The sequence below is a fragment of the Leifsonia sp. Y862 genome, from assembly GCF_057669585.1.
Window position 1 is genome coordinate 397,308 of the sequence record NZ_JBYHFR010000002.1, and the last position, 26,388, is coordinate 423,695.

Annotated in this window: 25 protein-coding genes; 17 read left to right on the forward strand and 8 right to left on the reverse strand. The window is 65.1% G+C overall.

The features are described 5' to 3' along the window. Positions 1–2: 2 nt before the first annotated feature. The 6 genes from AC25Z0_RS11975 (at position 3) to AC25Z0_RS12000 (ending at position 5,030) form a co-directional block, all read left to right on the forward strand. Entirely contained in the window at positions 3–1,232 is a 1,230-nt protein-coding gene (locus tag AC25Z0_RS11975) for an ABC transporter permease (protein ID WP_488133632.1), read from the forward strand. 15 nt (positions 1,233–1,247) lie between these two features. Next, positions 1,248–1,682: a cytidine deaminase gene (locus AC25Z0_RS11980; protein ID WP_488133339.1), complete on the forward strand. Its 435-nt coding sequence runs from the start codon at positions 1,248–1,250 to the stop codon at positions 1,680–1,682. Next, positions 1,679–2,998, forward strand: a complete 1,320-nt coding sequence (locus tag AC25Z0_RS11985) for a thymidine phosphorylase (protein ID WP_488133340.1) — start codon at positions 1,679–1,681, stop codon at positions 2,996–2,998. Before AC25Z0_RS11980 ends, AC25Z0_RS11985 begins: the two co-directional genes overlap by 4 nt. A gap of 87 nt (positions 2,999–3,085) precedes the next feature. Further along, entirely contained in the window at positions 3,086–4,207 is a 1,122-nt protein-coding gene (locus tag AC25Z0_RS11990) for an adenosine deaminase (RefSeq protein WP_488133341.1), read from the forward strand. A gap of 41 nt (positions 4,208–4,248) precedes the next feature. Beyond that, a complete protein-coding gene (locus tag AC25Z0_RS11995; RefSeq protein WP_488119886.1) occupies positions 4,249–4,761 on the forward strand; it encodes a PTS sugar transporter subunit IIA in 513 nt (170 codons plus the stop codon). Next, a complete protein-coding gene (locus AC25Z0_RS12000; RefSeq protein ID WP_488119887.1) occupies positions 4,758–5,030 on the forward strand; it encodes a PTS sugar transporter subunit IIB in 273 nt (90 codons plus the stop codon). The genes AC25Z0_RS11995 and AC25Z0_RS12000 overlap by 4 nt, the downstream gene beginning before the upstream one ends. A gap of 39 nt (positions 5,031–5,069) precedes the next feature. Here AC25Z0_RS12000 and AC25Z0_RS12005 read toward each other — a convergent pair whose 3' ends face one another. Beyond that, positions 5,070–6,473: an aminotransferase-like domain-containing protein gene (locus tag AC25Z0_RS12005; protein ID WP_488119888.1), complete on the reverse strand. Its 1,404-nt coding sequence runs from the start codon at positions 6,471–6,473 to the stop codon at positions 5,070–5,072. Between AC25Z0_RS12005 and AC25Z0_RS12010 the strand changes: the two genes are divergently transcribed. After that, on the forward strand, positions 6,472–7,455 hold the full coding sequence (locus AC25Z0_RS12010) for a DMT family transporter (RefSeq protein WP_488119889.1): 984 nt from the start codon (positions 6,472–6,474) through the stop codon (positions 7,453–7,455). The two genes, AC25Z0_RS12005 and AC25Z0_RS12010, sit on opposite strands and share 2 nt — an antisense overlap. Before the next feature lie 37 nt (positions 7,456–7,492). Here the strand turns inward: AC25Z0_RS12010 and AC25Z0_RS12015 are convergent, their stop codons facing one another. Together AC25Z0_RS12015 and AC25Z0_RS12020 are read right to left on the reverse strand one after the other, a co-directional pair. Further along, entirely contained in the window at positions 7,493–9,169 is a 1,677-nt protein-coding gene (locus tag AC25Z0_RS12015) for a phospho-sugar mutase (protein ID WP_488133633.1), read from the reverse strand. A gap of 137 nt (positions 9,170–9,306) precedes the next feature. Beyond that, entirely contained in the window at positions 9,307–10,140 is an 834-nt protein-coding gene (locus AC25Z0_RS12020; protein ID WP_488133342.1) for a purine-nucleoside phosphorylase, read from the reverse strand. A gap of 114 nt (positions 10,141–10,254) precedes the next feature. Between AC25Z0_RS12020 and AC25Z0_RS12025 the strand changes: the two genes are divergently transcribed. After that, positions 10,255–11,691: an NAD(P)H-quinone dehydrogenase gene (locus tag AC25Z0_RS12025; RefSeq protein ID WP_488119891.1), complete on the forward strand. Its 1,437-nt coding sequence runs from the start codon at positions 10,255–10,257 to the stop codon at positions 11,689–11,691. 99 nt (positions 11,692–11,790) lie between these two features. Here the strand turns inward: AC25Z0_RS12025 and AC25Z0_RS12030 are convergent, their stop codons facing one another. Together AC25Z0_RS12030 and AC25Z0_RS12035 are read right to left on the reverse strand one after the other, a co-directional pair. Next, positions 11,791–13,575, reverse strand: a complete 1,785-nt coding sequence (locus tag AC25Z0_RS12030; RefSeq protein ID WP_488119892.1) for an acetyl/propionyl/methylcrotonyl-CoA carboxylase subunit alpha — start codon at positions 13,573–13,575, stop codon at positions 11,791–11,793. 98 nt (positions 13,576–13,673) lie between these two features. Further along, positions 13,674–14,321, reverse strand: coding sequence for a Maf family protein (locus tag AC25Z0_RS12035; protein ID WP_488119893.1), 648 nt, complete (start codon positions 14,319–14,321; stop codon positions 13,674–13,676). A 33-nt stretch (positions 14,322–14,354) separates the two neighbouring features. Here AC25Z0_RS12035 and AC25Z0_RS12040 point away from each other — a divergent pair, with 33 nt between their 5' ends. From AC25Z0_RS12040 to AC25Z0_RS12055, 4 genes are read left to right on the forward strand one after another with little or no spacing between them, the layout of a single operon-like run. After that, positions 14,355–15,683 carry a class I SAM-dependent RNA methyltransferase gene (locus tag AC25Z0_RS12040; protein WP_488133343.1) on the forward strand — a complete coding sequence of 443 codons (1,329 nt, stop codon included), beginning with the start codon at positions 14,355–14,357 and terminating at the stop codon, positions 15,681–15,683. A 42-nt stretch (positions 15,684–15,725) separates the two neighbouring features. After that, positions 15,726–16,427 carry a response regulator transcription factor gene (locus AC25Z0_RS12045; protein WP_488119895.1) on the forward strand — a complete coding sequence of 234 codons (702 nt, stop codon included), beginning with the start codon at positions 15,726–15,728 and terminating at the stop codon, positions 16,425–16,427. Then, the gene (locus tag AC25Z0_RS12050; protein WP_488133344.1) at positions 16,414–17,748 is read left to right on the forward strand and encodes a sensor histidine kinase; all 1,335 of its coding nucleotides are present in this window, start codon (positions 16,414–16,416) and stop codon (positions 17,746–17,748) included. The genes AC25Z0_RS12045 and AC25Z0_RS12050 overlap by 14 nt, the downstream gene beginning before the upstream one ends. Beyond that, positions 17,745–18,779, forward strand: a complete 1,035-nt coding sequence (locus tag AC25Z0_RS12055; RefSeq protein WP_488133345.1) for a hypothetical protein — start codon at positions 17,745–17,747, stop codon at positions 18,777–18,779. The genes AC25Z0_RS12050 and AC25Z0_RS12055 overlap by 4 nt, the downstream gene beginning before the upstream one ends. 282 nt (positions 18,780–19,061) lie before the next feature. Here the strand turns inward: AC25Z0_RS12055 and AC25Z0_RS12060 are convergent, their stop codons facing one another. Continuing rightward, complete coding sequence (locus AC25Z0_RS12060; RefSeq protein WP_488119898.1) at positions 19,062–19,307, reverse strand: acyl-CoA carboxylase subunit epsilon; 246 nt, start codon at positions 19,305–19,307, stop codon at positions 19,062–19,064. A gap of 9 nt (positions 19,308–19,316) precedes the next feature. Beyond that, positions 19,317–20,930: an acyl-CoA carboxylase subunit beta gene (locus tag AC25Z0_RS12065; RefSeq protein ID WP_488119899.1), complete on the reverse strand. Its 1,614-nt coding sequence runs from the start codon at positions 20,928–20,930 to the stop codon at positions 19,317–19,319. Between the two features lie 231 nt (positions 20,931–21,161). Here AC25Z0_RS12065 and AC25Z0_RS12070 point away from each other — a divergent pair, with 231 nt between their 5' ends. Together AC25Z0_RS12070 and AC25Z0_RS12075 are read left to right on the forward strand one after the other, a co-directional pair. Next, positions 21,162–22,034: a biotin--[acetyl-CoA-carboxylase] ligase gene (locus AC25Z0_RS12070; protein ID WP_488133346.1), complete on the forward strand. Its 873-nt coding sequence runs from the start codon at positions 21,162–21,164 to the stop codon at positions 22,032–22,034. Between the two features lie 7 nt (positions 22,035–22,041). Then, positions 22,042–22,605 carry a PH domain-containing protein gene (locus AC25Z0_RS12075; protein WP_488119901.1) on the forward strand — a complete coding sequence of 188 codons (564 nt, stop codon included), beginning with the start codon at positions 22,042–22,044 and terminating at the stop codon, positions 22,603–22,605. Here the strand turns inward: AC25Z0_RS12075 and AC25Z0_RS12080 are convergent. Further along, on the reverse strand, positions 22,582–23,139 hold the full coding sequence (locus AC25Z0_RS12080; protein ID WP_488133347.1) for a GtrA family protein: 558 nt from the start codon (positions 23,137–23,139) through the stop codon (positions 22,582–22,584). The genes AC25Z0_RS12075 and AC25Z0_RS12080 overlap by 24 nt on opposite strands. A 144-nt stretch (positions 23,140–23,283) precedes the next feature. On the opposite strand from AC25Z0_RS12080, the gene AC25Z0_RS12085 reads away from it, so the two are divergent. The 3 genes from AC25Z0_RS12085 (at position 23,284) to AC25Z0_RS12095 (ending at position 26,380) form a co-directional block, all read left to right on the forward strand. Further along, complete coding sequence (locus AC25Z0_RS12085) at positions 23,284–24,450, forward strand: 5-(carboxyamino)imidazole ribonucleotide synthase (protein WP_488133348.1); 1,167 nt, start codon at positions 23,284–23,286, stop codon at positions 24,448–24,450. 104 nt (positions 24,451–24,554) lie between these two features. Further along, positions 24,555–25,022 carry a 5-(carboxyamino)imidazole ribonucleotide mutase gene (purE, locus tag AC25Z0_RS12090; protein WP_488120453.1) on the forward strand — a complete coding sequence of 156 codons (468 nt, stop codon included), beginning with the start codon at positions 24,555–24,557 and terminating at the stop codon, positions 25,020–25,022. After that, complete coding sequence (locus tag AC25Z0_RS12095; protein WP_488119904.1) at positions 25,019–26,380, forward strand: LCP family protein; 1,362 nt, start codon at positions 25,019–25,021, stop codon at positions 26,378–26,380. The genes purE and AC25Z0_RS12095 overlap by 4 nt, the downstream gene beginning before the upstream one ends. Positions 26,381–26,388 lie beyond the last annotated feature (8 nt).

Genomic DNA, 26,388 nt, shown 5'->3' on the forward strand with positions numbered 1-26,388 from the left:
CCATGATCAAGAGCTGGAAAACGCCGATCGCACTCGGTGTGTTCACCCTGCTCTCGTTCGTGCTGCTTGTCGTCTTCGGCCGTGACGGTGTCAGCACCATGCAGCTGTCCACCTCAGACGACCTGATCCAGCTGCCCGATCTCTTGCTGCCCACCAGGGCCACCGGTATCGTCGTGACGATCCTGTTGCTCGCGATCACCCTGCTGAGCGTCTGGATGGTGCAGACGCACCGCAAGACGCCACTCTGGCTCATCTCGGTGTTTGCGTTCCTGGCGCTGCTCGGCTTCCTGGCCTGGGCATCCGCTGGTGCGACGATCCCCGTCCCCGGACTGCTCTTCGGGTCGCTAAGCCTGGCCGTGCCGCTCATCTTCGGTGCGCTCGGCGGCGTGATCTCTGAGCGCGTCGGTGTCGTCAACGTCGCCATCGAGGGTCAGCTGCTCGCCGGCGCCTTCACGTCTGCCCTGGTTGCCTCGCTCACCGGTCAGCCGCTGCTCGGTCTGGTGGCTGCCATGGTCGCCGGTGTGCTGGTGTCGTTCGTGCTCGCCGCGTTCGCGATCAAGTACTTCGTTGACCAGGTCATCGTCGGTGTGGTGCTCAACGTGCTCGTCACCGGTCTCACCGGGTTCCTCTACTCCCAGGTGCTTGCCCCGAACGCCGCGACCCTCAACCAGCCGCCGCGGTTCGACAGGATCAACATTCCGCTGCTGTCTGAGATCCCGATCATCGGGCCTGTCTTCTTCCGTCAGACGCTCATCGTGTACATCATGTACATCGCCGTTGCCGCCGTGTACTTCGGCATTTTCCACACGCGCTGGGGACTCCGACTTCGTTCCGTCGGTGAGCACCCGCAGGCGGCAGACACCGTCGGTATCAATGTGACGTCGACTCGGTTCTGGAACGTCTCACTCGCCGGCGCGATCGCCGGACTCGGCGGCGCGTACTTCACGCTTGGTTCGGTGGGCGCCTTCGGTAAGGAGATGACAGCGGGCGCCGGGTTCATCGCCCTGGCCGCCGTCATCTTCGGCCGCTGGGATCCCATCAGGGCCACGCTCGCCGCGCTGTTGTTCGGCTTCGCCAGCAACCTGCAGAACGTGCTCAGCATTATCGGGTCCCCGGTGCCGAGCGAGTTCATGCTCATGCTGCCGTACCTGGTCACGATCTTTGCCGTGGCGGGGCTGGTGGGCAAGTCCAGAGGCCCGGCCGCATCCGGTAAACCGTACATAAAGTCGTAGGCAGGAAGTCAGAGCGTGGATTCAGTATCCGACAACCAGGTGTCAGCCATCGATTGGGATGCGCTGCGCGCCGTCGCAGACGCCGCCATGCGTAAGGCGTACGCGCCGTACTCAAAGTTCCCCGTCGGGGCGGCGGCGATCACGACCGATGGTCGTGTGGTGAGCGGATGCAACATCGAGAACGCCTCGTACGGCGTCACGCTGTGTGCTGAGTGCTCACTGGTCACCGACCTCATCATGGGTGGCGGCGGCCGCCTGGTGGCGTTCACCTGTGTCGACGGCACCGGTGGGGTGCTGATGCCGTGCGGCCGCTGCCGACAGCTTCTGTTCGAGCACTCCGCCGCCGGCATGCTGCTGGAGACGGTGTCTGGCATTCGCACGATCGACGAGGTGCTGCCCGACGCATTCGGGCCGAGGCAGCTTGACGAGTACAGGGCGGACACCGAATGAGTGCCTCGAACGCCGGTATCGCGCTTGAGTCGTTCGACGCCGTCGACCTGATCCACGCCAAGCGCGACAAGGGTGAACTGAGCACGGCGCAGATCAACTGGCTCATTGACGCGTACACGCGCGGGTATGTGGGCGACGAACAGATGGCGGCCATGACCATGGCCATCTTCCTGAACGGCATGAGTCGCTCTGAGATCCGCGACCTGACCATGGCGATGCTCGCCAGCGGTGAGCGGATGAGCTTCGACGGACTCGGGAAGCCGACGACCGACAAGCACTCCACCGGCGGCGTCGGCGACAAGATCACCCTCCCGCTCATGCCGCTCGTCGCCGTGTTCGGTGCGGCCGTTCCCCAACTGTCCGGCCGTGGCCTCGGCCACACCGGCGGCACGCTCGACAAGCTGGAGTCCATCCCCGGCTGGCGGGCGAACCTCACGAACGAGGAGATGCTGGCCCAGCTCCGCGATGTGGGCGGCGTCGTCTGCGCCGCTGGCAGCGGGCTCGCGCCAGCAGACGGCAAGCTGTACGCCCTCCGTGACATCACGGGAACTGTCGAGGCCATTCCGCTCATCGCTTCCTCGATCATGTCGAAGAAGATCGCTGAGGGCACCGGCGCGCTGGTGCTCGACGTGAAGTTCGGCTCTGGTGCATTCCTGAAAGACATCGAGCGCTCTCGCGAACTCGCCCGCACGATGGTCGAACTCGGCGAGGATGCCGGCGTGGCGACATCCGCTCTGCTCACCAATATGAACGTGCCACTCGGCCTGGCCATCGGTAACGCGAACGAGGTGCGCGAATCGGTGGAGGTACTGGCCGGCGGCGGGCCAGCAGACGTCGTCGAGCTCACCGTTGCACTTGCGCGGGAGATGCTGGCGCTCGTCGGCAAGACGGATGTCGACGTTGAGGCAGCACTGACCGATGGACGCGCCATGGACAAGTGGCGTGCAGTCATTCGCGCGCAGGGTGGAGACCCGGATGCCGCGCTGCCCGTCGCGCGTGAAAGCCACGTCGTCACCGCCGATCGCGACGGCGTGCTCGTCGAGCAGCAGGCGCTGCCCTTCGGAATCGGCGCCTGGCGTCTCGGTGCAGGCAGGGCACGCAAGCAGGACCCAGTGCAGCACGCTGCCGGCATCGACCTGCACGTGAAGCCCGGTGCTCCTGTGCGCGCCGGCCAGCCACTGTTCACGCTCAGCGCCGACGAGCCGGAGCGCTTCGCTCGCGCACTCGAGGCCATCGAGGGCGCCTGGCGCATCGGTGATCCAGGTGAGCCGATTCTCGATGGTGGCCCCCTGATCGCCGAGCGCATCGGTCGCTAGGCCAACGCCCTGCCATCGGGGAGAACGTGCAGCGCTCGTTCAGGTTTCAGAGCGACTCAGTTCGCCTCACGCCGGTAGATTAGTGACGTGAACACGAACTCAGAGGTATTCCTGTTGCCACGCACGGGCATCAGCATCAACGCGCTGCCCAAGATCTCCCTGCACGATCACCTTGATGGCGGATTGCGCCCCCAGACGATTATTGAGCTGGCCGACGCGATCGGCATGGAACTGCCCGTCACCGACGCCGCAGCGCTCGGCGAGTGGTTCGCATCCCAGTCGAACTCCGGTTCGCTCGTTGAATACCTGAAGACTTTCGAGGTGACGACCGGCGTCATGCAGACCCGCGAGGGTCTCGTACGGGTCGCACGCGAGTTCGTCGAAGACCTCGCTGTAGACGGCGTGATCTACGGCGAGATTCGTTGGGCGCCAGAGCAGCACCTCGCGCGCGGGCTCACCCTCGACGAGACCGTTGAGGCGGTGCAGGAGGGTATAGAGGCCGGCATCGAGAGTGTCAAGAAGGCTGGCGCCCGCATTCGCATTGGCCAGCTCCTCACCGCAATGCGCCACGCGGGCCGCGGCCTCGAGATTGCGGAGCTCGCTGTGCGCCACCGCGCGAACGGCGTCGTCGGCTTCGATATCGCCGGTGCAGAGCTTGGTTTCCCCGCCAGCAACCACAAGGCTGCGTTCGACTACCTGGCCAGCGAGCTGTTCCCCGTCACGGTTCATGCCGGAGAGGCAGACGGCGTTGAGAGCATCCGCAGCGCCCTGGTCGACGGTCGCGCACTGCGCCTCGGCCACGGTGTGCGCCTGGCCGAAGATATCTCGATCGAACGCGAAGACAACGACAACACCTACGTCACGCTCGGTTCGGTGGCGCAGTGGGTGCGCGACCGCGAGATCCCGCTCGAGCTCAGCCCCTCCTCCAACCTGCAGACCGGCGCCATCGCCGCGTGGGGTGACGACCTGCTCGACCACCCGTTCGACCTGCTGTACCAGCTGGGCTTCCACGTCACGGTCAACACGGACAATCGACTCATGAGCAACACTTCGCTGAGCCGCGAGCTCTCGCTGCTCAGCGATGCCTTCGGCTACGACCTCGACGACTTCGAAGTGTTTCAGCACAACGCCGTCTCCGCATCGTTCCTGGCGCTGGAAGACCGGGAAGAACTCAGTGATGCCATCGTCGCCGGGTTCAGCCGCGCCTAACCTCGCGTTCGTCCATCGTGCCGCGCTCCTCGAAAGCAGCCATGTCCCTTCCTCCACTGCCTGACTCCGCAATCGCAATTGGTGCGCACGCGTCCGATTGGCGCGAAGCGATCACGCTTGCCGGTGATGCGCTGCAGCGGTCTGGCTCAACGACCGCCGACTACACCGGCCGCATGATCGGCGTCATCGACGAATTCGGCGCCTACATCGTGATTGCGCCCGGGCTGGCCCTTGCACACGCGCGGCCGGGTGGGGACGTTGTGGCCGAGGGACTGAGCGTCGTGACCCTGGCCGAGCCCGTGGCGTTCGGGCATCCGCACAATGACCCTGTTGGCGTTGTGCTCGGCCTGGCCGTGACCAGCTCTGACGAACACGTGCGCTTCGTGTCAGAACTCGCCAACGTATTCAACGACCCGAGCGTCATCCCGGCCATTCGGGCCGCCACGCACGCCGACGAGATTCGCTCTCTGCTCGGTGCCATCTCGGCTGACGCAGCCGTTCCGCGTGCCGAAAATGCTCCCGATGCCGGCTCCATACCTGAGGATTCAGAATGAAAATCGTAACCATCTGTGGAGCGGGAATCGGAACATCCGCCATCCTCAAGACAAACGCGGAGCGCGCCCTCGACCGGCTGGACATCCAGGCCGACGTCACGGCGACCGATGTCGCGAGCGTTGCGCTGGTGGCCGCCGACGCGCAGGTGATCCTGACATCATCTGAGCTTGTTGGCTTCATCGGTAAGACCAACGCCGATGTCATCGTGATCGACAACTACTTCGACCTCGATGAGCTGTCGGACAAGCTCGAAAAGGCGCTGGGCTAGCTACCGCCGGTATGGCTGCAGCTGGTTTATGCGGCTGGCTTAGGAACCGAGGGCCTGGCCCAGGATGCGTGCGCCCGCCGGAAAAGCGCCAGGATTGGCGCCCGAGAAGTTGAGGCGGACGAACGGGCCAGCCGGCTCTGCCGGGAACCACTCGCTGCCGGCGGCGATGAGTACGCCGCCGTCTTCGCATTCGCGCACGAGCCGGTCGAGAGGCGTGCCGTCCGGAAGTCGGAGCCAGAGATTGAGCCCGCCTGCCGGGATGGTGGTGAGATGGGCGAGAGGCGCATGCTCCTGAAGGCTGTCGATGAGCAGATCGCGGCGTGAGCGCAGCTGCTGTCGAAGGCCGCGGAGATGGGTCTGCCATCCTGGCTGGGTCACCACGTCGAGTGCAGCAGCCTGAAGGATGCCGCTCACATACATTGACGACGCGCTGCGGTCGGCGAGGATCCGCTCACGCGCCGGCCCGCGAGCGATGACGGCGGCGATTCGGATGGACGGAGACACGCTCTTGGTCAGCGAGCGAATGTAGACGACATGTCCAGCGTCATCCTGGGCGGCGAGGGGGGTCGGTGTCGTGGTGATGCCGAAGTCGTGAGCCCAGTCATCCTCGATGAGGAAGGCGCCGGCTGCGCGGACGATGTCCAGAATCTGGCTCGCCGTGTCCGGCGACCATTGTGCACCGGTGGGATTGGCATAGTTTGGCTGGGCATAGAAGGCCCGAGCCCCGCTCTCCTCGAACGCGCGTGCGAGCACGTCGGGCTCAGGTCCGTTCGGGCCGCTGGGCACGGGAATGACCTGCACGCCGGCCTGTGCGGCCGCAAGGATCGCCCCGCCGTAGGTCGGCGACTCCATGAGCAGGGGTTGTCCGGCGGTGACGAGGGCTCGGAATATCGAGCTGAGACCGCTCTGGCTACCGGGGAGCACGATGACATCACTCGGTGTGGGGGGCGTGATTCCGACCGGAGTGGCGGCAGCGAGCTCTGTCGCGAACCACGACTGCAATTCGGGAAGCCCAGAAGCTGGCGAGCGGAAGAGTGCTGCGTCGCCCCGCGCCGCGCGGGTGAGTGCTGCCCGAACGAGTCGCTCCGGCAGGAGCTCACGGTCGGGGTATCCAGCGTGCAGGGCGATCGCTCCGTGCGTGCCGGTTCGCATCGTCGACGACGACGTGGAGAAGCGGGTGTGGAGTGGGCGCAGGGCCGCCGTTTGCCAGCCGTAGTCGAGCGGGCGTGCGGTGCGCACCGAACGGACGAACGTACCGACGCCAGGGCGGCTGTCGATCAAGCCCTGCGCGGTGAGCGCCCGCATCGCCTTCTGCACGGTCACCGGACTTGCCTCGTACCTGGCGACCAGGGAACGTGTCGACGGAAGCTTCGCTCCGGCGGGAGCGGCGGAGATCCAGGTGCGAAGGTCGGCGACAATCCGAGAGGTGCTATCGTTGTCCATGAATGTAGACAGTAGCGCTACTCGTATCGCGTTGCCAGTGATATCCCGGTCTCACGCGGGCCTCTGGTGGGGACTCGCGGGAATTCTCGCGTTCTCCTTCACCGTGCCATTCACGCGGATCGCCCTCGGCGGGTTGTCGCCGCTGTTCATCGGATCTGGCAGGGCTGTCGTCGCCGCCGTGCTCGCCGCATCCGCCCTGGCGCTGACGAAGCAGCAACGTCCACACGGTATCCAGTGGGTCCGTCTGGCGGTTGTCGCCGGAGGCGTCGTCTTTGGCTTCCCGCTGTTGACCTCGTTCGCGCTCACGACAGCTCCGGCGAGTCACGGCGCCGTCGTCATCGCCCTGCTCCCCGCTGCCACAGCGGTGATGGCGGTCATCCGTGGGAAGGAACGCCCACCGGTATCGTTCTGGGTGATGGCCGGGGTGGGCGCCATGGTCGCGATCGCGTTCGCCTCGCTGCAGGGCGGTGGCTTCGCGCAACTGACGGCGTCCGACCTGCTGCTGTTCGGCGCTGTGGTCGCCGCGGCGATCGGCTATGCAGAGGGAGGCTTGCTCGCCCGCGAACTCGGCGCCTGGCAAACCGTCTCGTGGGCACTGGTGTTGGCCTCACCGTTGATGCTCGGCCTCACCATCGCCGCTGCGGTGCAGCAACCACCAACGGGAACGCCGACGGAGTGGGCCGCATTCGCTTATCTGGCCGTGGTGAGCATGTTCCTCGGCTTCTTCGCCTGGTATCGCGGGCTCGCGATCGGGCCCATGACGCAGGTGAGCCAGGTGCAGCTTGTGCAACCGGTGCTGACCATCCTGTGGGCGTTCCTGCTGCTGCACGAAGACCTCACCTGGCCGACGATCGTCGGTGGCCTGGCTGTCATCCTGTGCGCGGGCATCGCCGTGCGGGCCAGGAAGGGGCGCCGTGCGCCGGTCATCGCCTCGACGAATGCGCTCCGATCGCAAGAAATCGACCTAAACGCGCACGTATAGGTCGATTTCTTGCGAATGGATGCCGTGCACGCAGGCGTCAGCCGATCAGTGCGCGCATTCCGCGGTCGAGTTCTGCGAGGGTCGCGGTGGCCGCAGCCTTGCGCTCGGCGACGGTGCCATCGGTGCTCTGGGTGTCGAGGTAGACCTTGAGCTTCGGCTCCGTGCCGCTCGGCCGCACCATGACGCGGGAGCCGTCTGCCAGCCAGATGCGCAGCACGTCGCTCGGCGGCAGCCCGGCGAACCCGCCACTCAGATCGTCGATGCGCGACACGGCGACAGACCCGACGGATGCCGGGGGAGTGTCGCGGAGCCTGGTCATGACGGTGCTGATCTGGGACAGGTCGGTCACGCGAACCGAGATCTGCCCTGACGCGAAGTAGCCGAACGTCTCTGCGAAGTGGTCGAGGTGCTCCGCCAGCGTTGAGCCATCAGCCTTCAGCTCACTGACCAGGGAGAGCAGCGCGACAGCGGCGGAGATGCCGTCCTTGTCGTGCACCGTGCCAGGGTTGACGAGGTAGCCGAGGGCTTCCTCGAAGCCGAAGATGATGCCGGGGGCACGAGACACCCACTTGAAACCGGTGAGCGTGTCTGCAAAGCCGAGGCCGTAGGCATCCGCTACCGCCTTCAGCGCTGGGGTCGACACGATCGAGCAGGCCAGTGTGCCTTCGGCTGCACCATCTCCCTGCACGTCGGCGGCGATGCGCGCGGCGCGCCAGCCGAGGATCGCCCCGACCTCGTTGCCGCTCAGGCGACGGTATCCGCTCTCTTCTGCCGCGTCGGGGATGGCGACAGCGAGGCGGTCGGCATCCGGGTCGTTGGCGATGATGAGTTCGGCCGAGACCTCGCGCGCGGTCTCGTAGGAGAGGTCCATGGCGCCGGGCTCTTCCGGGTTCGGAAAGGAGACGGTCGGGAACGCAGGGTCGGGGGCGATCTGCGCGTCGACGAGCGTCGGCTGGTCGAAGCCGGCCTTCTCGAGCACTCGCCTGGTGGTGTCCCAGCCGACACCATGCAAGGCGGTGTACACAGAATTGACCTGGGTGCGTGGCGCAGGAGCGAGACTCGCCGTCGCGTCGACATACGCCTGAACGACGCTCTCATCCGCGGTTTCGTACGCGGCGCGGGGCAGCTCAGGAACGAGGCGCTCTGAGGCGACCTTCAGAATCTCGGCGGCAATCGCGGCGTCGTCTGGGGAGACGATCTGCGACCCGTGGTCATCGCCGCCGAGGTACACCTTGTAGCCGTTGTCGTTGGGTGGATTGTGCGAGGCGGTGACCATGACGCCGGCGCTGGCGTTCAGGTGCCGTACCGCGAACGCGAGAACGGGGGTCGGCAGCAGGCGCGGCAGCAGGATGGCGCGGACGCCGGCTCCCGCCATCAGCTCTGCCGTGTCTGTGGCGAAGATCTGGGAGTTCTTGCGGCCGTCATAGCCGACGACGACGGATGGCGTGGTGCCGGCAGGGGCAGCGCCGATCAGGTACGCGGCGAGACCGGCGGCGGCCTGGGACACGAGCACACGGTTCATCCGGTTGGAGCCTGCGGCAATCTCGCCGCGGAGGCCAGCCGTTCCAAACGCCAGGCGATGGTCGAACCGGGAGTGCAGGTCGGCTGTCGCCGCCTGGTCTCCATCGCGGGAAGCGTTGATCAGGGCGCGGAGCTGGGCCTGGGTCTCCGGGTCTGGATCCTGCAGCAGCCAGGCCGTCGCGATCGCGGTGATGTCGTCGGCCGGCGAATCCGCAGGCGACTCGACTTGCGACTCGTCAGGAACGACGGGGAGCGCCGCCGTGCGGGTGTCGGTCGGCTCGAAGTTCTCGTCTGGGCCCGCTGCGTGCCGGCCGCGGCTCAGGTCGCCGGTCACAGTGCGGCCACGATCTTCGCCAGCAGCGCGGTGATCACGGGTTCGGCGTCGCGGCCGGCCTCAATGACTTCCTGGTGGCTGAGCGGCGTCTTCTGGATGCCGGCTGCCAGATTGGTGATCAACGACATCCCGAGGATTTCCATACCGGCCTGGCGGGCGGCAATTGCCTCAAGGGCGGTGGACATGCCGACGATGTGACCGCCGATGGCCTTCGCCATCTGCACTTCGGCCGGCGTCTCGTAGTGCGGGCCGCGGAACTGGCAGTAGACGCCTTCGTCCAGGCTGGGTTCGATGTCGCGGGCCAGGTCGCGCAAGCGCGTCGAGTACAGGTCGGTGAGGTCGATGAAGGTGGCGCCCTCGAGCGGTGAGTCGGCCGTCAGGTTGATGTGGTCGCTGATGAGCACGGGGGTTCCCGGCGTCCAGGTCTCACGGATGCCGCCCGCACCGTTGGTGAGGATCATCGTCGTCGCACCGGTCGCCGCTGCGGTGCGCACGCTGTGCACGACGCGACGCACGCCGTGGTTCTCGTAGTAGTGGGTGCGAGCGCCGATGACGAGCGCGCGCTTGCCGCTCGGCAGCAGCACAGAGCGGAGCGTGCCGACGTGGCCTTCGAGTGCCGGTGCGCTGAATCCGGTGATCTCCTGTGCGGGAATGGTGTGGGTGGTCTCACCGATCAAGTCGGCAGCCTTGCCCCATCCGCTGCCCAGGGTGAGCGCGATGTCGTGTCGTTCGACACCGGTGGCAGCACTGATCTGCTCTGCAGCAATCCGCGCAACGTCGAACGGGTCAGTCTGGGGGTCATCAAGAGGATTGGTCAGAAGGGTAAGCATTCCACCACTCTAATTCCCGATCGATTTTGAGCAGCGCGTTTTTGCAGGCGCGCGCGAAAGAGCACGGGCCCCAGCCGTTTGTCGGCACGTCCACAGGTAGGGAAGAATGGGGGCATGCCCTACGAGTTCGAACGCAAGCAGAGAATTGTTGTACTCGGCGGAGGGCCTGGCGGATACGAAGCTGCCATTGCCGGCGCCCAGCAGGGAGCGGATGTCACCCTGGTCGAGCGAGTCGGCGTCGGCGGCTCGGCCGTCATCACCGACGTTGTCCCCTCAAAGTCGCTGATCGCGACGGCAGAGGCGTCCAACTCCATTGGGGAAGCCTCCGAGCTCGGCGTGCAGTTCTTCGTACGCGGAGAGAATGGAAAGCCGACGCGCCCAGAGGTTGCCATCAACCTCGCCACGGTCAACAAGCGTCTGCTCGGGCTCGCGCGGCAGCAGTCCGAAGACATGAAGGCCAGCCTCATCAGGGCAGGAGTGCGCCTCATCCAGGGACAGGGCAGACTCGACGGGCCCAGCGGTGTGATTGTCTCGACCGCCCCCGGCGACGCCGGAACCGACTTCGAACGTCTCGACGCCGACACCATCATTGTCTCCGTCGGTGCGAGCCCGCGCATCCTGTCGTCTGCAATTCCCGACGGGGAGCGCATCCTCACCTGGACCCAGCTCTACAACTTGAAGGCGGTGCCTGAGCACCTCATCGTCGTTGGGTCTGGCGTGACCGGCGCAGAGTTCGCCTCCGCATACCGTGCGCTCGGTGCGAAGGTGACGCTGATCTCCAGCCGCGACCAGGTGCTGCCAGGCGAAGACGTCGATGCCGCACGCGTCATCGAAGACGTGTTCAAGCGCAACGGCATGGTTGTGCTGTCGAAGTCGCGTGCCGACTCCGTCGTGCGCACGGAGACCGGCGTGATCGCCACCTTGTCAGACGGCCGCACCGTTGAGGCAACCCACTGCCTGATGGCCGTCGGGTCCATCCCCAACACCGCAGACGTCGGGCTGGAAGAGGCCGGGGTGCAGATGACCGACTCCGGCCACATCAGGGTCAACCGGGTATCCCGCACGTCCGTCCCCAACATTTACGCGGCCGGCGACTGCACGACACAGCTGCCCCTGGCATCCGTTGCCTCAATGGCCGGGCGCACCGCCGTGTTCCACGCCATGGGTGACACGGTCAACCCCATCGAGATTCGCAACGTGTCGTCGAACATCTTCACCCAGCCGGAGATCGCCACGGTCGGCTGGACAGAGAAGCAGATTCAGGACGGCCTCGTGCAGGGCGAGATTTACAAGTTGCCGCTCGCGTCGAACCCGCGCGCCAAGATGATGGGAATCAAGGACGGCTTCGTGAAGCTGTTCGCCCACACCGGCAGCGGCACGGTCATCGGCGGCGTTATCGTCGCCCCCAAGGCCAGTGAGCTCATCTTCCCGCTGGCCCTGGCCGTCGAACATCGCCTCAGCGTTGACGAGGTCGCGCGGGCGTTCGCCGTCTACCCGTCGCTCACCGGCTCCATTTCGGATGCCGCGCGCGCCATGCACGTCGTCCTCTAGCCCAGAAGAACGAGCCCAGAAAAAAGAGCCCAGAACGAACACGCGCTTAACGGCGTTCGGCCCGCAGTGCGCGGGCCGAACGGTGTTAAGTGCGAACGCTTACGCGGCGTCTGCTGCGGCGTCCACGACGGTGAGCAGCAGGTGACCCGACGCCACCGTTGCTCCGACAACCGCGGTGATGCTGCCGACGATGCCGTCCTTGTGTGCGGTCAGTGGTTGCTCCATCTTCATGGCCTCGAGCACGACCAGCAGGTCACCCTTGACGACCGTGTCACCCTCAGCGACGGCCATCTTCACGACGGTTGCCTGCATCGGCGCCTTGACGGCATCGCCGGTGGCGGTGTCGATCGCGTGCGCCCCAGCGCGGCGCTTGGGTGCTGCTCCAGCGGATGCGCCTGCGGCGGCTCCCGGCAGCAAACGCACCGGAAGGGTGACGGCGATGCGGCGGCCATCGACCTCGACGACGACGCTGTGGCGCTTGTGCGACGCCTCTGTGTCGGTCTGGGTGCCGGTCCATGGCTCAATGGTGTTGTCGAACTCGGTCTCGATCCAGCGCGTGTACACCGAGAACGGTGCGCCGTCGGCGGGAGCGAAAGCAGGGTCGCGCACGATCGCACGGTGGAACGGCAAGACGGTGGGCAGGCCGGCGACCTCGAACTCATCGAGGGCGCGGCGCGAACGCTCAAGGGCCTCTTCGCGAGTGGCGCCGGTGACGATGAGCTTGGCCAGCAGGGAGTCGAACGAGCCGGAGATGACATCGCCTGACTGCACGCCACTGTCGACACGCACGCCGGGTCCGCCGGCCGGCTTGAAGATCTGAACCGGGCCGGGGGAGGGGATGAAGCCGCGGCCGGCATCCTCTCCATTGATACGGAACTCGAAGGAGTGGCCGGTGGCGATGGGGTCGTCGTAGTCGAGCACGCCGCCGGCGGCGAGCCGGAACTGCTCACGGACGAGGTCGATTCCGGTGACCTCTTCTGAGACGGGGTGCTCAACCTGCAGGCGGGTGTTGACCTCAAGGAACGAGACGGTGCCGTCCTTGCCGATCAAGAACTCGCAGGTGCCGGCGCCGACATAGCCGACCTCCTTGAGGATGGCCTTCGACGCGCTGTACAGCAGTGCTGTCTGTTCCTCGGTGAGGAACGGCGCCGGGGCCTCTTCGACGAGCTTCTGGTGACGGCGCTGCAGCGAGCAGTCGCGAGTCGACACGACGACGACGTTGCCGTGCGCGTCAGCCAGGCACTGGGTCTCGACGTGACGCGGCTGGTCGAGGTACTTCTCGACGAAGCACTCGCCACGTCCGAAGGCAGCGATCGCCTCGCGGGTGGCTGAGTCGAACATCTCTGGGACTTCTTCACGGGTGCGTGCGACCTTGAGGCCGCGGCCGCCGCCGCCGAATGCTGCCTTGATGGCAACGGGCAGTCCGTGGGTGTCGACGAAGTCAAGCACCTCTGAGGCATCGGAGACCGGGTTCAGCGTGCCGGGTGCGAGCGGTGCGCCGACGTGCTGGGCAACGTGCCTGGCCGACACCTTGTCGCCGAGCTTCTCGATGGCCTCAGGCGACGGGCCGATCCAGGTGATGCCGGCCGCAATCACGGCGCGGGCGAAGTCTGCGTTCTCGGCGAGGAACCCATAGCCGGGGTGCACTGCGTCGGCTCCAGAGCGGCGCGCAATGGCGAGGATCTTCTCGATGACGAGGTACGTCTCTGCGCTCGTTGTTCCGTCCAGCCCGTATGCCTCGTCTGCGAGGCGGGCGTGCAGGGCGTCACGGTCCTGGTCGGCGTAGACGGCAACGGAGAGAATCCCGCTGTCTTTCGCGGCGCGGATCACTCGTACTGCGATCTCGCCCCTGTTGGCGATGAGAACCTTCGTTATAGGAGACACAGTCCCCTAGCCTATTGCCCGCTTCGTGCGTTGTTTTGGATCTGTTCGACAAAAAAGAACGCGTCTCTCCTGCGGATGCCTACAAGAACGTCAGATTCCTAGGAACGGTTCCACAGGCTCGACCACTCGTGCCCCATCGCGCGCACCATTCGGCGGAGCGTCGGCAACGACAGCCCGACCACCGTCGACGGGTCGCCGGAGATATGCGTGATGAAGGGTGCGCCGAGGCTGTCAATGGTGAAAGCGCCGGCGACGAAGAGCGGTTCGCCTGTTGCGACGTACGCATCGATTTCGGCATCCGTCATATCGTCGGTGAACGTCACGTCTGCAACGGCGACGGCCCCGTTGGCCGCCACGGTGACGCCGTCGACCTGCTCGATGAGCCAGTGGCCCGAGTAGAGCTGCCCGGTCTTGCCGCGCTGCATCAACCACCTGGCCGTGGCCTTCTCGCTGGTGTGCGGCTTGCCGTAGATCACGCCGTCAACGACGAACATCGAGTCGCCGCCCAGAATGAGCCCGGTGCGCCCCGCGCCATCATCCGCTGCTGAACTCGCGACAGCCTCTGCCTTCGCCCTGGCCAGCAACTCGACGAGAGTGGCGGGGTCCAATGGCGCGCCGGCGGCGGTGGCGGCAGCGTCGGCAACGGCATCTTCGTCGACATCCGGTGCAGCCAGCAGCGGCTCGATGCCGGCGGATCGGAGCAGCGCAAGCCGTGCGGGCGAGGTGGAGGCCAAAAAGAGGCGCATGCTGCTACTCCTGGGGTGTGGGATTATCGATATATGGGCACCAATCGCACGCAGTCAAACCGAAACTCTCAACCGTCACAGAAAACTCCGGGATCAGAGGTCGGCACCGAACTCGAGCTTGATGTCACCAACGTAGCCCACGGTGGAATCTTCGTGGCACGCCATGAGGGCCGCGTCATCTTCGTGAGTGACACCCTGCCTGGGGAGCGCGTTCGCGCTCGACTCACCGAAGCGAATCACAAGAGCTTCTGGCGCGCGGAGACCGTCGAGGTCCTCACCCCAGCACCAGAGCGCCAGCCCCACGTCTGGGCAGCAGCTGCTATCGAGCGCGCCCCTGAAAACCGTGCGGGTGGCGCAGAATTCGGGCACATTGAGCTCGCCCACCAGCGAGAGCTGAAGCGTCAGGTTCTCGCCGACGCCATGTTGCGCATGGCAAAAATTGAGACGGATGTTGCGGTCGAGGCCGTGCCCGTCGGACCAAACGCCTCTCCTGGCGACGAGCTCGACGGCACCGGATGGCGCACCAGGGTTCGCCTGCACGTCGGAGAAGACGGTTTCGTCGGCCCGTACGCCGCACGCTCACACAAGATCATTGCGGTGGACGACCTGCCGCTGGCCACGCACGACGTCGAAATGGCTGCGCCGCTTGACGGACGGTTCCCCGGTGCGGCATCGGTCGACATCGTCGGACCGAGCACCGGCCGTGTCCAGGTCATCGTCGCTGAGACCGACGCCAAGGGCAAGCGCAAGCCTGGCCCGCGCAACGTGATCACCGAGCGAGTGGGCGAGCGTGAGTTCAAACTCGACGTGACCGGCTTCTGGCAGGTGCACGCCCGTGCGGCCGAGACGCTGTACAAGGCCGTGCAGGACACCATCGACGAAGCACTGTTCGATCCGCGTGCCGCAAACCTCGACCTCTACGGTGGAGTCGGGCTGCTGGCAGCGGCCGTTGGCGACCGCTTCGGACCGGCAACGCGCATCACCTCGGTGGAGAGCGACGCAACCGCGACGGACTTCGCTTCAGAGAACCTCTCCGACTGGATGGGCGCCAGCGCGCAGACCGACAGGGTCGACCGTTACCTGGCCCGTATCAGCAAGGATGCCAGTGCAGCTGAGCGCAGCCGCCTCGCCGCCGGAACAGTGATTCTCGACCCGCCCCGCTCTGGCGCTGGTCGACAGGTCGTCGATCAGCTGGGTGCACTGTCCCCGAGCCAGATTGTCTATGTTGCCTGCGATCCCGTTGCATTGGCGCGCGATGTTGCCCTGTTTGCGGAGCACGGCTACCAGATGAAGACCCTGCGTGCCTTCGACCTGTTTCCGAATACGCACCATGTCGAAGCCGTCGCACTCCTCTCGCACTAGCTATCGTTGTCGTAGACATAGAAACGAAGGATAACCTCCACCGTGACCACAGCATCATCTGGCATTGCCGGTATTAGTGACCGCCCTGTTCGCGTCGGGATCGTCGATGACCATGAGTCTGTGCGCCTTGGTTTGGCCGCAGCGTGCGTGAATTCCGGGTACGAGGTCATCTACGCGGCCGAGAGCGCCCGCGCGTTGATCACGGGACTTGACGGTCGTCTCTGCGATGTGATCGTGCTCGACCTCTCGCTCGGTGACGGATCCCTCGTGACCGACAACGTGCATCTAGTGCAGTCGACAGGTGCCGCAGTGTTGGTGCACAGCATCGCCGACAGGGTCGCGTCAGTTCGCGAGGCTCTCGCGGCCGGCGCGGCAGGGGTCATCCCCAAGTCATCGCCGACGACGACGGTGATGGCTGCCGTTGCCACGGTTGCGCGGGGCGAGGTGCTCAACAACCTGGAGTGGGCGACCGCCATCGACGCGGATCGCGACTTCGCCAAGGCGCAGCTCGGGCGCAGGGAACGGGACGTGCTGCACCTCTATGCATCCGGCCTGCCCCTCAAGATGGTGGCCATGCAGCTGGGTATCGCGCACTCAACGGCTCGTGAATATCTTGATCGCATTCGCGTGAAGTATGTCGAGGTTGGTCGTCCGGCGCCCACAAAGGTGGACTTGTTGCGGCGGGCAGTTGAAGACGGCATCCTTCCGGGACTCGACCCGGATGGCGGGGATGGTCGCGCCTAGGCTTCCAGCCTCGGCCGAGATTCTCGGCGGCGCACGTGGCGAGGCGAAGCGACCGTTGAATCCGATCAGCCAACGCCAGATCGAAACAGTCATCTCCCGGTCGGTCGGGGGCATCGGCCTGGTCTTCGCGCTGCAGACGCTGACGCTCATGCTGCATCAGCAGGCGGAGCTGAAGACAGAGTTCGGCATTGTGCTCGCCGTCGTGATCTACGGCGGCATCGCCATGGTCGTGCTGGCAACGCTCGTCAAGGTGGGCATCAGGGCGGCAGCAACATTCGTCGCGGTGGCATACGCCATCGCGATGCTGGCCTGGCCGACGCTGGTGCTGGATCCCGCCCATACCCTCGATGGCCGCCCGTGGCTGTGGTACGTATGCACCGTGGCGACGTCCTGCGCCGCCCTGGCGTTCCCGGTGGCCGCGGCCGCGATCTACACGAGCGTCGTACCCGTCATCTATGGACTCGTGCGGATGCTGCCGTCGGGTGGCGGCGCCAGTCTCAGCCTCGCGACACTCGACGTCGTGTACGCCGTGATCCTCGGCCAGGTCATCGTCATCATCATCCACATGCTCAGGCACGCGACGGCGGAGGTGGATGTCGCCCAGTCGAATGCCCTGCACAAGTACGCCAACGCTGTCAGGCAACACGCTACAGAGCTGGAGCGGGTCCAGGTGGATGCCATCGTGCACGACAGCGTGCTGACCACGTTGCTCTCTGCCGCTGCCGTGAGTACGCCGAAGGAGGCGGAGCTCGCTGCCAGTATGGCCAGGCAGGCCATCGCTCGCCTCGATGAGGCCGGTGCCGCCCCGCTGGCCGATGAGGCGACAATTCCATTCACGCGGCTCAGCACCAGGATCAAGCAGACCGCGGATACCCTGTCGCTGCCGTTCACGGTGTCTGAAATAGGCATCGGTTGCGTCGTCATTCCGGTTGCGGCCAGCGAAGCGCTGTTCTCTGCAACCATCCAGGCGATGCTCAACAGCATGCAGCACGCCGGTGCTCCAGACGCCGTGCTCGTCAGGAGCCTGACCATGAGTGCCAACGACCACGGCGGCTGCACCATCGTGATCACCGATTCCGGTATCGGCTTCGATCCGGATGCCGTGCCAAGCGGCAGGCTGGGCCTGCGAATTTCCATCATGGAGCGCGTTGCCAGTGTTGGCGGTATCGCCCACATCGAGACGGCCATCGGCCAGGGAACATCGGTCACGCTGGACTGGCCGAACCCAGAGGGCGACAGCTCGCTGTCCAGCCAGTTCGCCGCCGATCTTCCGAACCTTGACCTGGCCGACTATGGAGACGAGAGAGCTGGGCGCGCATGATCAAGCTCTCTCGCCGACTCATCCTCGGGTTGGCGGCGCTGTTCTCCGGTTACCACATTGTGCTCGGCCTCTATTCGATCGGGGTGCCTGCCATGCCAGGGCCCGCTGTGGTGAGCCTGGTGTTGTATGCCACCGCCACCATCCTGAGCCTGTGGCCGACAAGCCCGACCAAGATGCCGCTGTGGCTTGCGCTGTTCAATGTGGCGGTGTGCCTGGCGCTGCCGCTGCTCGTGGCCAGCCAGCTCGACGGTGCTGTCTACAACGGGTACGCGACGTGGTACGTGGCCGCCGTCGGGACTCTCATGACAATCACGGCAACCCGCAAGCAGCAGCAGTTGGCCTGGGTTGGCATCGGTTTCCTGATTGTGCACACCGTATTGTGGGCCGGAGTCGGCGCTCTCGCCTCGATGGGCGTGATCGGCAGCGCAGTGTGGGTGGCGGCGGCGGCCCTGCTGTCGCGCGCGCTGACCAAAGCGGGCAGGGACGTGCGGCAGTACGCCCTGGCGGAGCGAGAAGCGACGGAATGGCAGGCCGCCCAGGAAGCGCACTTCTCAGAGCGCCAGCTGCGGCTCGCTCACACCAACCGCCTGGCAGCACCCATGCTGCGGCGGATCGTCGACCGCCACGGTGAGCTCACGGAGATGCAACGCCAGGAGTGTCGTTACCTGGAGGCGGCGATCAGGGACGAGATCCGCGGACGCAAGCTTTTGAACGATGCTGTGCGTGACCAGGTGATGGCCGCACGCCGCCGTGGAGCGATCGTGACGCTGCTCGACGAGGGCGGTATCGATGACCTCGAGGGCGAAGAACTCGACGTTGTCCTCGGCAAGCTTGCCGCGGCCATCGGGCGCACAGACGCAGACAAGATCATCGCGCGCACCGCGGCGGACGCCTCTCGCACGGCGATCACGGTAGTGGGCCTCAGTAGCGCTGATACCAGCGCCAGCGCTCTCGGCCAGGACTCGCAGGACGACGAGGTGGAACTCTGGCTGGAGATCCCTCGACAGCCTGGTACCGCGCTGATTTCCTAAGATATAACAGAGACGACAACGCACGTCTGAGACGACGGCATCCGGATACGAGAAAGGGGACCGATCTTTCGATCGATCCCCTTTTCCGAAAATCCGAGTCAGGGCAACAACCCGAATATTACCCTGACTCGCCCCCAAAACATTCGCCTGCTTACCCTAGTGGGCGAATGATTGGTGGTGTCAACTCAATGAGTTACACCTAGCAATATCTATAGTGCCCCGTTGATATCAGGGGCGATAGTCGGCATTTGGGGGGACAAACTCCGAGTCTGGTGCAACCGCTCAGCCCCTGAAGCCTCGCCATTGGCCGTATCCTGGCGTCAACGGCTGGCGCAGCGGGCGCTGGCTCGCCTCCCAGGCGCTCTGGCCGTGCGTCGGCGTGCGCAGGTCGGCGGACTCCTCCTGGAGCAAGCCGCGGATGACCGCAGTCACCGCGGCGACCTCGGTTGCGTTGACCCGCTGGGTGACGAAGTGGATCTCGCTTGGATCGAACTCTGAGCCCTGGGCTGGCGTGTGTGTCGGTGTCATGGGTGCCCCTTACAGCGGGATGTTGCCGTGCTTCTTGGGCGGGAGGCTGGAGCGCTTGGTGCGAAGGGCGCGCAGCGCCTTCGTGATCGACACGCGCGTGGCGGCCGGCTCGATGACACCGTCGAGCTCGCCGCGCTCAGCCGCCAGGAACGGGCTTGCCACGTTGTAGGTGTACTCGTTTGCCAGGCGTGTGCGCACGGCCGCGACATCCTCGCCTGCGGTCTCTGCTGCCTTGATTTCAGCGCGGTAGAGGATGTTCACGGCGCCCTGCCCACCCATGACCGCGATCTCGGCGGTCGGCCAGGCCAGGTTGATGTCTGCGCCGAGCTGCTTGGAACCCATGACGATGTATGCCCCGCCATAGGCCTTGCGCAGGATGACGGTGATCAGCGGAACGGTCGCTTCGGCGTATGCGTAGAGCAGCTTGGCGCCGCGGCGGATGACGCCGGTCCATTCCTGCTCTGTGCCAGGCAGGTAGCCGGGAACATCGACGAGTGTGAGGATCGGGATCGAGAACGCGTCACAGAAGCGCACGAACCTGGCGGCCTTCTCTCCGGCCTCGATGTTGAGGGTTCCGGCCATGGCGTTCGGCTGGTTGGCGACGATGCCGACGGAGCGACCCTCGACCCTGGCGAACCCGACGACGATGTTGGGCGCGAAGAGCGGCTGGGTCTCGAGGAAGTCGCCGTTGTCGACGATGTGCCCGATGACGGTCTTCACGTCGTATGGCTGGTTGGGGGAGTCGGGGATGATCGTGTTGAGCTTCTGATCATTGTCAGAGACTTCGAGCTGTACGTCGCTCTCGAAGACCGGGAGTTCAGCCAGGTTGTTGTCCGGCAGGAAGCTGAGCAGCGTGCGGGCGTAGTCGAGTGCATCCGCCTCGTCGCTCGCCAGGTAGTGGGAGACGCCGGAGACCTTGTTGTGGGTGAGCGCGCCGCCGAGCTCCTCCATGCCGACGTCTTCGCCGGTGACGGTCTTGATGACATCCGGTCCTGTGACGAACATCTGGCTGGTCTTGTCGACCATGATCACGAAGTCGGTGAGGGCTGGCGAGTAGACCGCGCCGCCGGCAGCCGGGCCGCAGATGATGGAGATCTGGGGGATGACGCCGGAGGCTGCGGTGTTGCGGCGGAAGATCTCGCCGTACTTGCCGAGCGCGACGACACCCTCCTGGATGCGGGCTCCGCCGGAGTCGAGGATGCCGATGATCGGCACGCCGGTCTTCAGTGCGAGGTCCATGACCTTGATGATCTTCTCGCCGGCGACCTCGCCGAGCGAGCCGCCGAAGATGGTGAAGTCCTGCGAGTAGACGGCGACCTGGCGGCCGTGGATGGTGCCGGTTCCGGTGACGACGGCGTCGCCGTACGGGCGCTTCTTTTCCATGCCGAAAGCGTGGGTGCGGTGGCGCACGAACTCGTCGAGTTCGACGAATGAACCCTGGTCCAGCAGCTGGTCGATGCGCTCGCGAGCCGTCATCTTGCCCTTGGCGTGCTGCTTTTCGATGGCTGCTTCACCACTGGCCGTGACGGCCTCGTGGTAGCGGTCCTTGAGATCAGCGAGTTTGCCGGCCGTCGTATACAGGTCGTGGCCAGAAGTAGGTGCGGTATCAGTCACGCGGTTCACTCTACCGGCCAACCCTTGGGCCAGAGTGTTGACGAATGTCTACAAATCTCGGCGCAATCGCTGGTCACTTCCACCCAGCATGGGCGCGAGCCCCCCGTTCTTCCCCGGCATAACTCCTGCAGAATGCGCGATTCGGACCCGATAACCCCGGTTTGGGCCGGCATCGGCGAGAATTGCAGGAGTTATGCCGGATAGTCGGGACGACGGCGGCACGAGTCGAGAGAGTGGCAGATGGAATTCACCGGCACAGGACCCGCACCTTTGTTCACGCAGAGCCGCGGCGCTGTAGCGCGATTCGAGTATTTGGCAGAGGCTGGATCGACGAACGACGTGCTCGTGGCGCATGCAACAGGGGCGGATGCCGCGTCATGGCCAGACCTGTCGGTTGTCGTCACCGACAACCAGACCCGTGGGCGCGGGCGCCTTGGCCGCACCTGGTTGGCGCCGACGGGCAAATCGCTGGCAATCTCCGTGCTGCTGCGGCCCGCGCTGCCCACTGGGCAGCCGCTGTCCATCGAGCACTTCGGCTGGTTCCCGCTGCTGGCCGGTGCGGCAATGACGCGCGCCGTTCGGACTGTCATCGACGCCAGCATCAAGCCGGTCACCGACGTGCGCGAGGCAGAGACTCCCCGCCACCAGGTGGCGCTCAAGTGGCCGAACGACGTCTTGATCGACGGCTACAAGGTCTCCGGCGTCCTGTCGGAGTTGCTGCCGGGCGCAGACGGCCTCGTCATTGGGGCAGGACTCAATGTGTCGCTCGACGAGCACGACCTGCCGACGCTCACCTCGACGTCGCTGTCGCTGGTCACCGGCAGCAGCCAAGACCCCGATGCTGTGCTGGCCGACTACCTCACAGAACTCACGACCCTGTACAGGGCATTCACCGCGGCAGGCGGAGATCCAGTGGCCAGCGGTGTGTTCGACGCGGTCTCCCAACTCTGCGGAACGCTTGGCTCGCAGGTGCGGGTCGAGCTGCCAGGCGGCGATGATCTCGTGGGTACCGCGATGGCGCTCGACGCGACTGGCCGATTGATCGTCCGGAATCAGGCGAATGGCGAGCTGCAGGCTGTCGCGGCTGGCGATGTCACGCACCTGAGGTATTAATGGGCTTATGACGAACAGTCCAGTGGTTCCAACGGATGCTCCGGCTCCGGTGCAGACAGAGCGGGTCGTGGCCCGCCTGCGTCCGCACGCCAGGGTGCTGTTCTGGCCGACTATTGCACTCTTCGTCATCTCGGGTGTGACCGGCTATTTCTCTGGGCAGTTTCCGGAATCGTGGGAGAACGTGGCGTTGCTCACGGCTGCCGCGCTCCTGATTGTGCTGCTCTGGCTGCTGCCGCTCATCTTCTGGCTGAATCACCAGTACACCATCACGACGAGGCGAATCATCTTCAAGCGGGGCGTATTCGTGCGCACCAGGCAGGAACTGCTGCACAGTCGCGGCTACGACGTGACGGTGCGCCGCAACTGGGTGCAGTCAGCGTTCCGCTCCGGCAATGTGTTGATCAACTCAGGGCTCGAGCATCCGCTCATCATGAAAGACGTGCCGAACGCCGATCTCGTGCAACGGACGCTGCATGACTTGATGGAGTCGTCACAGACCGTGATCGGCTCGAGACGACAGACCCAGCAATCAACGCTTTCGGATGAGTCAACGTTCTGGAACGGTCGTTAGGCGCCCTGTCGACGTAGTCGGCTCAGCTGCCCGGTGTGCTGAGACGGTGGTTGCCACTGCAGCAGCCGCCCTCGCAGCGCTGCGGGTGGGCGAGAACACCCAGTAGCGGTAGAGCAGGAAGCGGAAGATCGCACCGAGGCCGAGGCCAATGACGTTGGAGGAGATGTTGTCGGCGAGAACGCTGGTGTAGCCGAGCACATAGTGGGTGAACCACAGGCAGGCCAGGCCGATGCCCATGCCGACCAGGCTGACGGCGAAGAACTCGATGCCCTCCCGCAGGGTCTGGCTCTGGCGGCTCTCGCCGAAGGTCCAGTAGCGGTTGCCCAGCCAGTTGGCCAGGATCGCCAGGATCGTGGAGACGACCTTCGCGTAGATGGGGCCGGCGTGCACGACCTGTGGGTCAAAGATCGTCGCTCGCAGCAGGTTGAAGACGGTGATGTCGACAGCGAAGCCGACGAGTCCCACCGCGCCGAACTTGCCGAGTTGTGTGAGGAAAGTCACAAGTCGGGTGCGGCTCTTTGTGCTCAGTGACATGCATCCGTCCGGGTGGTGTGGGGGAGAGTCCCGGTGGAGATCACCGAGCAATCCCGCGAAGCTAAAATGGAGCCAAGATGGATCAAGACCATCCGAAGTCTAGGTCGATCCGCGGAACCCATCCTGAGATTACGTTGCGGCGCTATGAAAGCTCGCACAGAAATTGGTGTACATATGAGCATGATTGTTGGCGTCATTGGCGGCGGTCAGCTGGCCAGGATGATGATCCCCGCCGCGGTGAACCTGGGCATCGAACTGCGGGTGCTCGCGGAGAACGATGGCATGTCAGCGGAACTCGCCGCAGTCTCCGTCGGCGACTACCGCGACCGCGAGGTCGTGCTCGCGTTCGCGGAGACTGTCGACGTCATCACCTTCGATCACGAACATGTGCCCCAGGAGATCCTGCGTGAGCTGGTTGAGCGCGGCGTCTCCGTGCACCCAGGTCCAGACGCACTGCTGTACGCCCAGGACAAGCTGCTCATGCGCCAGAAGCTCTCCGAGCTCGGGTTGCCTGTTCCCGACTGGGCACGCGTCGAGGATGCCGCGCAGCTCGCCGACTTCCTCGCAGAGCACGGCGGCGCGGCCGTCGTGAAGACGGCCAGGGGCGGCTACGACGGCAAGGGTGTGCGGGTCGTCAGGCATGCACACGAGGCAGATGACTGGTTCGCCGCGCTCGCCGAAGACGCCAACGGTGGTGCGCTGCTCGTCGAAGAGCTCGTCGATTTCAAGCGTGAACTCGCACAGCTGGTTGCCCGCCGTCCGTCAGGGGAGATCGTGACCTGGCCCGTCGTCGAGACGGTGCAGCAGGGCGGTGTCTGCGCAGAGGTCATTGCTCCTGCCCCTGGCTCAGCAGGCAAGGTCGCTGACATGGCCAGCGATATCGCGATCGCCGTGGCCGAAGGCATTGGCGTCACCGGCGTTCTCGCCGTCGAACTCTTCGAGACAACCGATGACAGGGTGCTGATCAATGAGCTGGCCATGCGGCCGCACAACAGCGGGCACTGGTCGACCGACGGTTCGACGACCGGCCAGTTCGAACAGCACCTGCGTGCCGTGCTCGACCTGCCGCTGGGTGCGACGGGCGTGCGGGACGCCTGGTCATTCATGGTGAACATCCTCGGCGGGCCAACGGAGGGCTCGCTCGGCGACCGTTACCCGGCAGCCCTGGCGGAGCATCCGACGGTCAAGATCCACAACTACGGCAAGGATCCGCGCCCCGGACGCAAGGTCGGTCACGTCACGGCGGGTGGGGACAACCTCGATGACGTCGCATATGAAGCGCGTGCCACTGCGGCTTTCTTTCAGGACTGACCCATAAGATCGACTCCGTGCCAGAGAACAACGTGCCTGAACCCGAAACAGCAGGAGTTGCCCAGACACTCGTCGACGAGGCGATTCCACTCGTTGGCGTCGTGATGGGTTCCGATTCTGACTGGAACGTCATGAGCGACGCCGTCCAGGTACTTCGCGACTTCGGAGTACCGTGCGAGGTCGACGTTCTGTCTGCGCACCGCACCCCGCAGAAGATGATCGACTATGGCTCGTCTGCGCAGGCGCGCGGCCTCAAGGTGATCATCGCTGGTGCCGGTGGTGCTGCACACCTGCCCGGAATGCTGGCCTCTGTCACCACCCTGCCTGTCGTGGGTGTTCCCGTTCCCCTCAGCAGGCTTGATGGTCTCGATTCCCTGCTGTCCATTGTTCAGATGCCCGCCGGCGTTCCGGTGGCCACCGTCTCGATCGGCGGCGCCAAGAACGCCGGACTGATCGCCGTTAAGGTTCTCGCAACGGCTGACGACTCCCTCCGCATCAAGCTGGAGGAGTACGCGGCTTCACTGTCAGCGCAGGTTGAGCAGAAGAGCCGGGATCTCCGAGCCAAACTATGACTAGTGTGAGCAGCCCGATCCGGTACCCGGATGTCGGCTCCGCCCGCGTGATGACCAAGCGCGGCTGGTGGCTGGTCCTCCTGAACTTCCTCGTACCCGGTTCCGCCCAGGTACTGGCCGGTAACCGCCGTCTTGGCCGCTTCGGCCTGGGCGCAACCCTCACGCTGTGGGCGCTCGCGATCATCGGTGGTGTGTCCTACCTGTTGTGGCCGGCCGCCGTGCTCACGATCTTTACGAGCTTCATCGGCCTGTGGGCCGTTGCGATCGTTCTCGCTTTCTACGCCCTAATCTGGGTGATCCTGACCGTCGATACTCTGCGCCTGGTTCGCCTGGTGCGGGCAGCGCCTGGCGCCCGCCCGCTCATCGCCATGTTTGCGACGATCCTGATGGTGGTTGTGGCCGGAACGGCGTCTTATGGGGCGTACGTTGCGACATCCGCCAGCGGGTTCCTGTCGTCTGTGTTCTCGGCTGGACCCTCAGCGCCCCCGGTTGACGGGAAGTACAACATCCTGCTGCTCGGCGGCGACGCCGGTGCGGACCGGGATGGCATGCGACCCGACAGCATCTCCGTCGTGAGCATCGACGCTGAATCTGGCCAGGCCACTATGATCGGCCTGCCGCGCGATCTGGAGTGGTTCCCCTTCTCAGCCGGCCCGCTTGCCGACCTCTACCCAGAGGGCTACGCCGCGATCGACGGCTGCGAGGTTGACGCCTGCCAGCTCAACTCGGTGTACACCGAGGTCGACGTGAAGAGCCCCGAGATGTACCCGAACGCGGTCGCCGAAGGCAGCGAACCCGGCATCGAAGGCATGCGCGACGCTGCAGAGGGCATCACCGGCCTGAGCATCCAGTACTACGTGCTGATCGACATGCAGGGCTTCTCCGACCTCATCGACGCGCTCGGCGGTGTCGACATCGACGTGCAGAGCCGCGTTCCCGTGCACTCAGACGAGACCTTCACCGATGTGGCGTTCTGGTTCGAGCCGGGTATGCAGCACATGGACGGTTATCACGCCCTGTGGTTTGCTCGCTCGCGTCACGGCACCAGCGACTACGACCGCATGAACCGGCAGCACCAGCTGCAGGAGGCGATCCTCGCGCAGGCGAATCCGACGAATGTGCTGTCGAAGTTCGAGGCCGTTGCTTCTGCAGGGAAGCAGGTCGTGAAGACCGATATTCCGCAGAGCATGCTCGGATACTTCGTGAATCTCTCGTCGAAGACCAAGACGCTGCCGATCAACTCGATCAACCTGACGCCGGACAACGACATCGATCCGACGGATCCCGACTACGACTACATCCGTCAGATGATCGACACTGCGCTCACACCGCCGGCCACTGAAACGCCGGCCGAATAGGCGACTCC

What these genes read in the sequence shown, in the direction of transcription:
- AC25Z0_RS11975 (WP_488133632.1), top strand. Translation starts at nt 3, where the DNA reads ATGATCAAGAGCTGGAAAACGCCGATCGCACTCGGTGTGTTCACCCTG.
- AC25Z0_RS11985 (WP_488133340.1), top strand. Translation starts at nt 1,679, where the DNA reads ATGAGTGCCTCGAACGCCGGTATCGCGCTTGAGTCGTTCGACGCCGTC.
- AC25Z0_RS11995 (WP_488119886.1), top strand. Translation starts at nt 4,249, where the DNA reads ATGTCCCTTCCTCCACTGCCTGACTCCGCAATCGCAATTGGTGCGCAC.
- AC25Z0_RS12000 (WP_488119887.1), top strand. Translation starts at nt 4,758, where the DNA reads ATGAAAATCGTAACCATCTGTGGAGCGGGAATCGGAACATCCGCCATC.
- AC25Z0_RS12010 (WP_488119889.1), top strand. Translation starts at nt 6,472, where the DNA reads ATGAATGTAGACAGTAGCGCTACTCGTATCGCGTTGCCAGTGATATCC.
- AC25Z0_RS12005 (WP_488119888.1), bottom strand. Translation starts at nt 6,473, where the DNA reads ATGGACAACGATAGCACCTCTCGGATTGTCGCCGACCTTCGCACCTGG.
- AC25Z0_RS12020 (WP_488133342.1), bottom strand. Translation starts at nt 10,140, where the DNA reads ATGCTTACCCTTCTGACCAATCCTCTTGATGACCCCCAGACTGACCCG.
- AC25Z0_RS12025 (WP_488119891.1), top strand. Translation starts at nt 10,255, where the DNA reads ATGCCCTACGAGTTCGAACGCAAGCAGAGAATTGTTGTACTCGGCGGA.
- AC25Z0_RS12035 (WP_488119893.1), bottom strand. Translation starts at nt 14,321, where the DNA reads ATGCGCCTCTTTTTGGCCTCCACCTCGCCCGCACGGCTTGCGCTGCTC.
- AC25Z0_RS12040 (WP_488133343.1), top strand. Translation starts at nt 14,355, where the DNA reads ATGGGCACCAATCGCACGCAGTCAAACCGAAACTCTCAACCGTCACAG.
- AC25Z0_RS12050 (WP_488133344.1), top strand. Translation starts at nt 16,414, where the DNA reads ATGGTCGCGCCTAGGCTTCCAGCCTCGGCCGAGATTCTCGGCGGCGCA.
- AC25Z0_RS12055 (WP_488133345.1), top strand. Translation starts at nt 17,745, where the DNA reads ATGATCAAGCTCTCTCGCCGACTCATCCTCGGGTTGGCGGCGCTGTTC.
- AC25Z0_RS12060 (WP_488119898.1), bottom strand. Translation starts at nt 19,307, where the DNA reads ATGACACCGACACACACGCCAGCCCAGGGCTCAGAGTTCGATCCAAGC.
- AC25Z0_RS12070 (WP_488133346.1), top strand. Translation starts at nt 21,162, where the DNA reads ATGGAATTCACCGGCACAGGACCCGCACCTTTGTTCACGCAGAGCCGC.
- AC25Z0_RS12075 (WP_488119901.1), top strand. Translation starts at nt 22,042, where the DNA reads ATGACGAACAGTCCAGTGGTTCCAACGGATGCTCCGGCTCCGGTGCAG.
- AC25Z0_RS12080 (WP_488133347.1), bottom strand. Translation starts at nt 23,139, where the DNA reads ATGTCACTGAGCACAAAGAGCCGCACCCGACTTGTGACTTTCCTCACA.
- AC25Z0_RS12085 (WP_488133348.1), top strand. Translation starts at nt 23,284, where the DNA reads ATGAAAGCTCGCACAGAAATTGGTGTACATATGAGCATGATTGTTGGC.
- purE (WP_488120453.1), top strand. Translation starts at nt 24,555, where the DNA reads ATGGGTTCCGATTCTGACTGGAACGTCATGAGCGACGCCGTCCAGGTA.
- AC25Z0_RS12095 (WP_488119904.1), top strand. Translation starts at nt 25,019, where the DNA reads ATGACTAGTGTGAGCAGCCCGATCCGGTACCCGGATGTCGGCTCCGCC.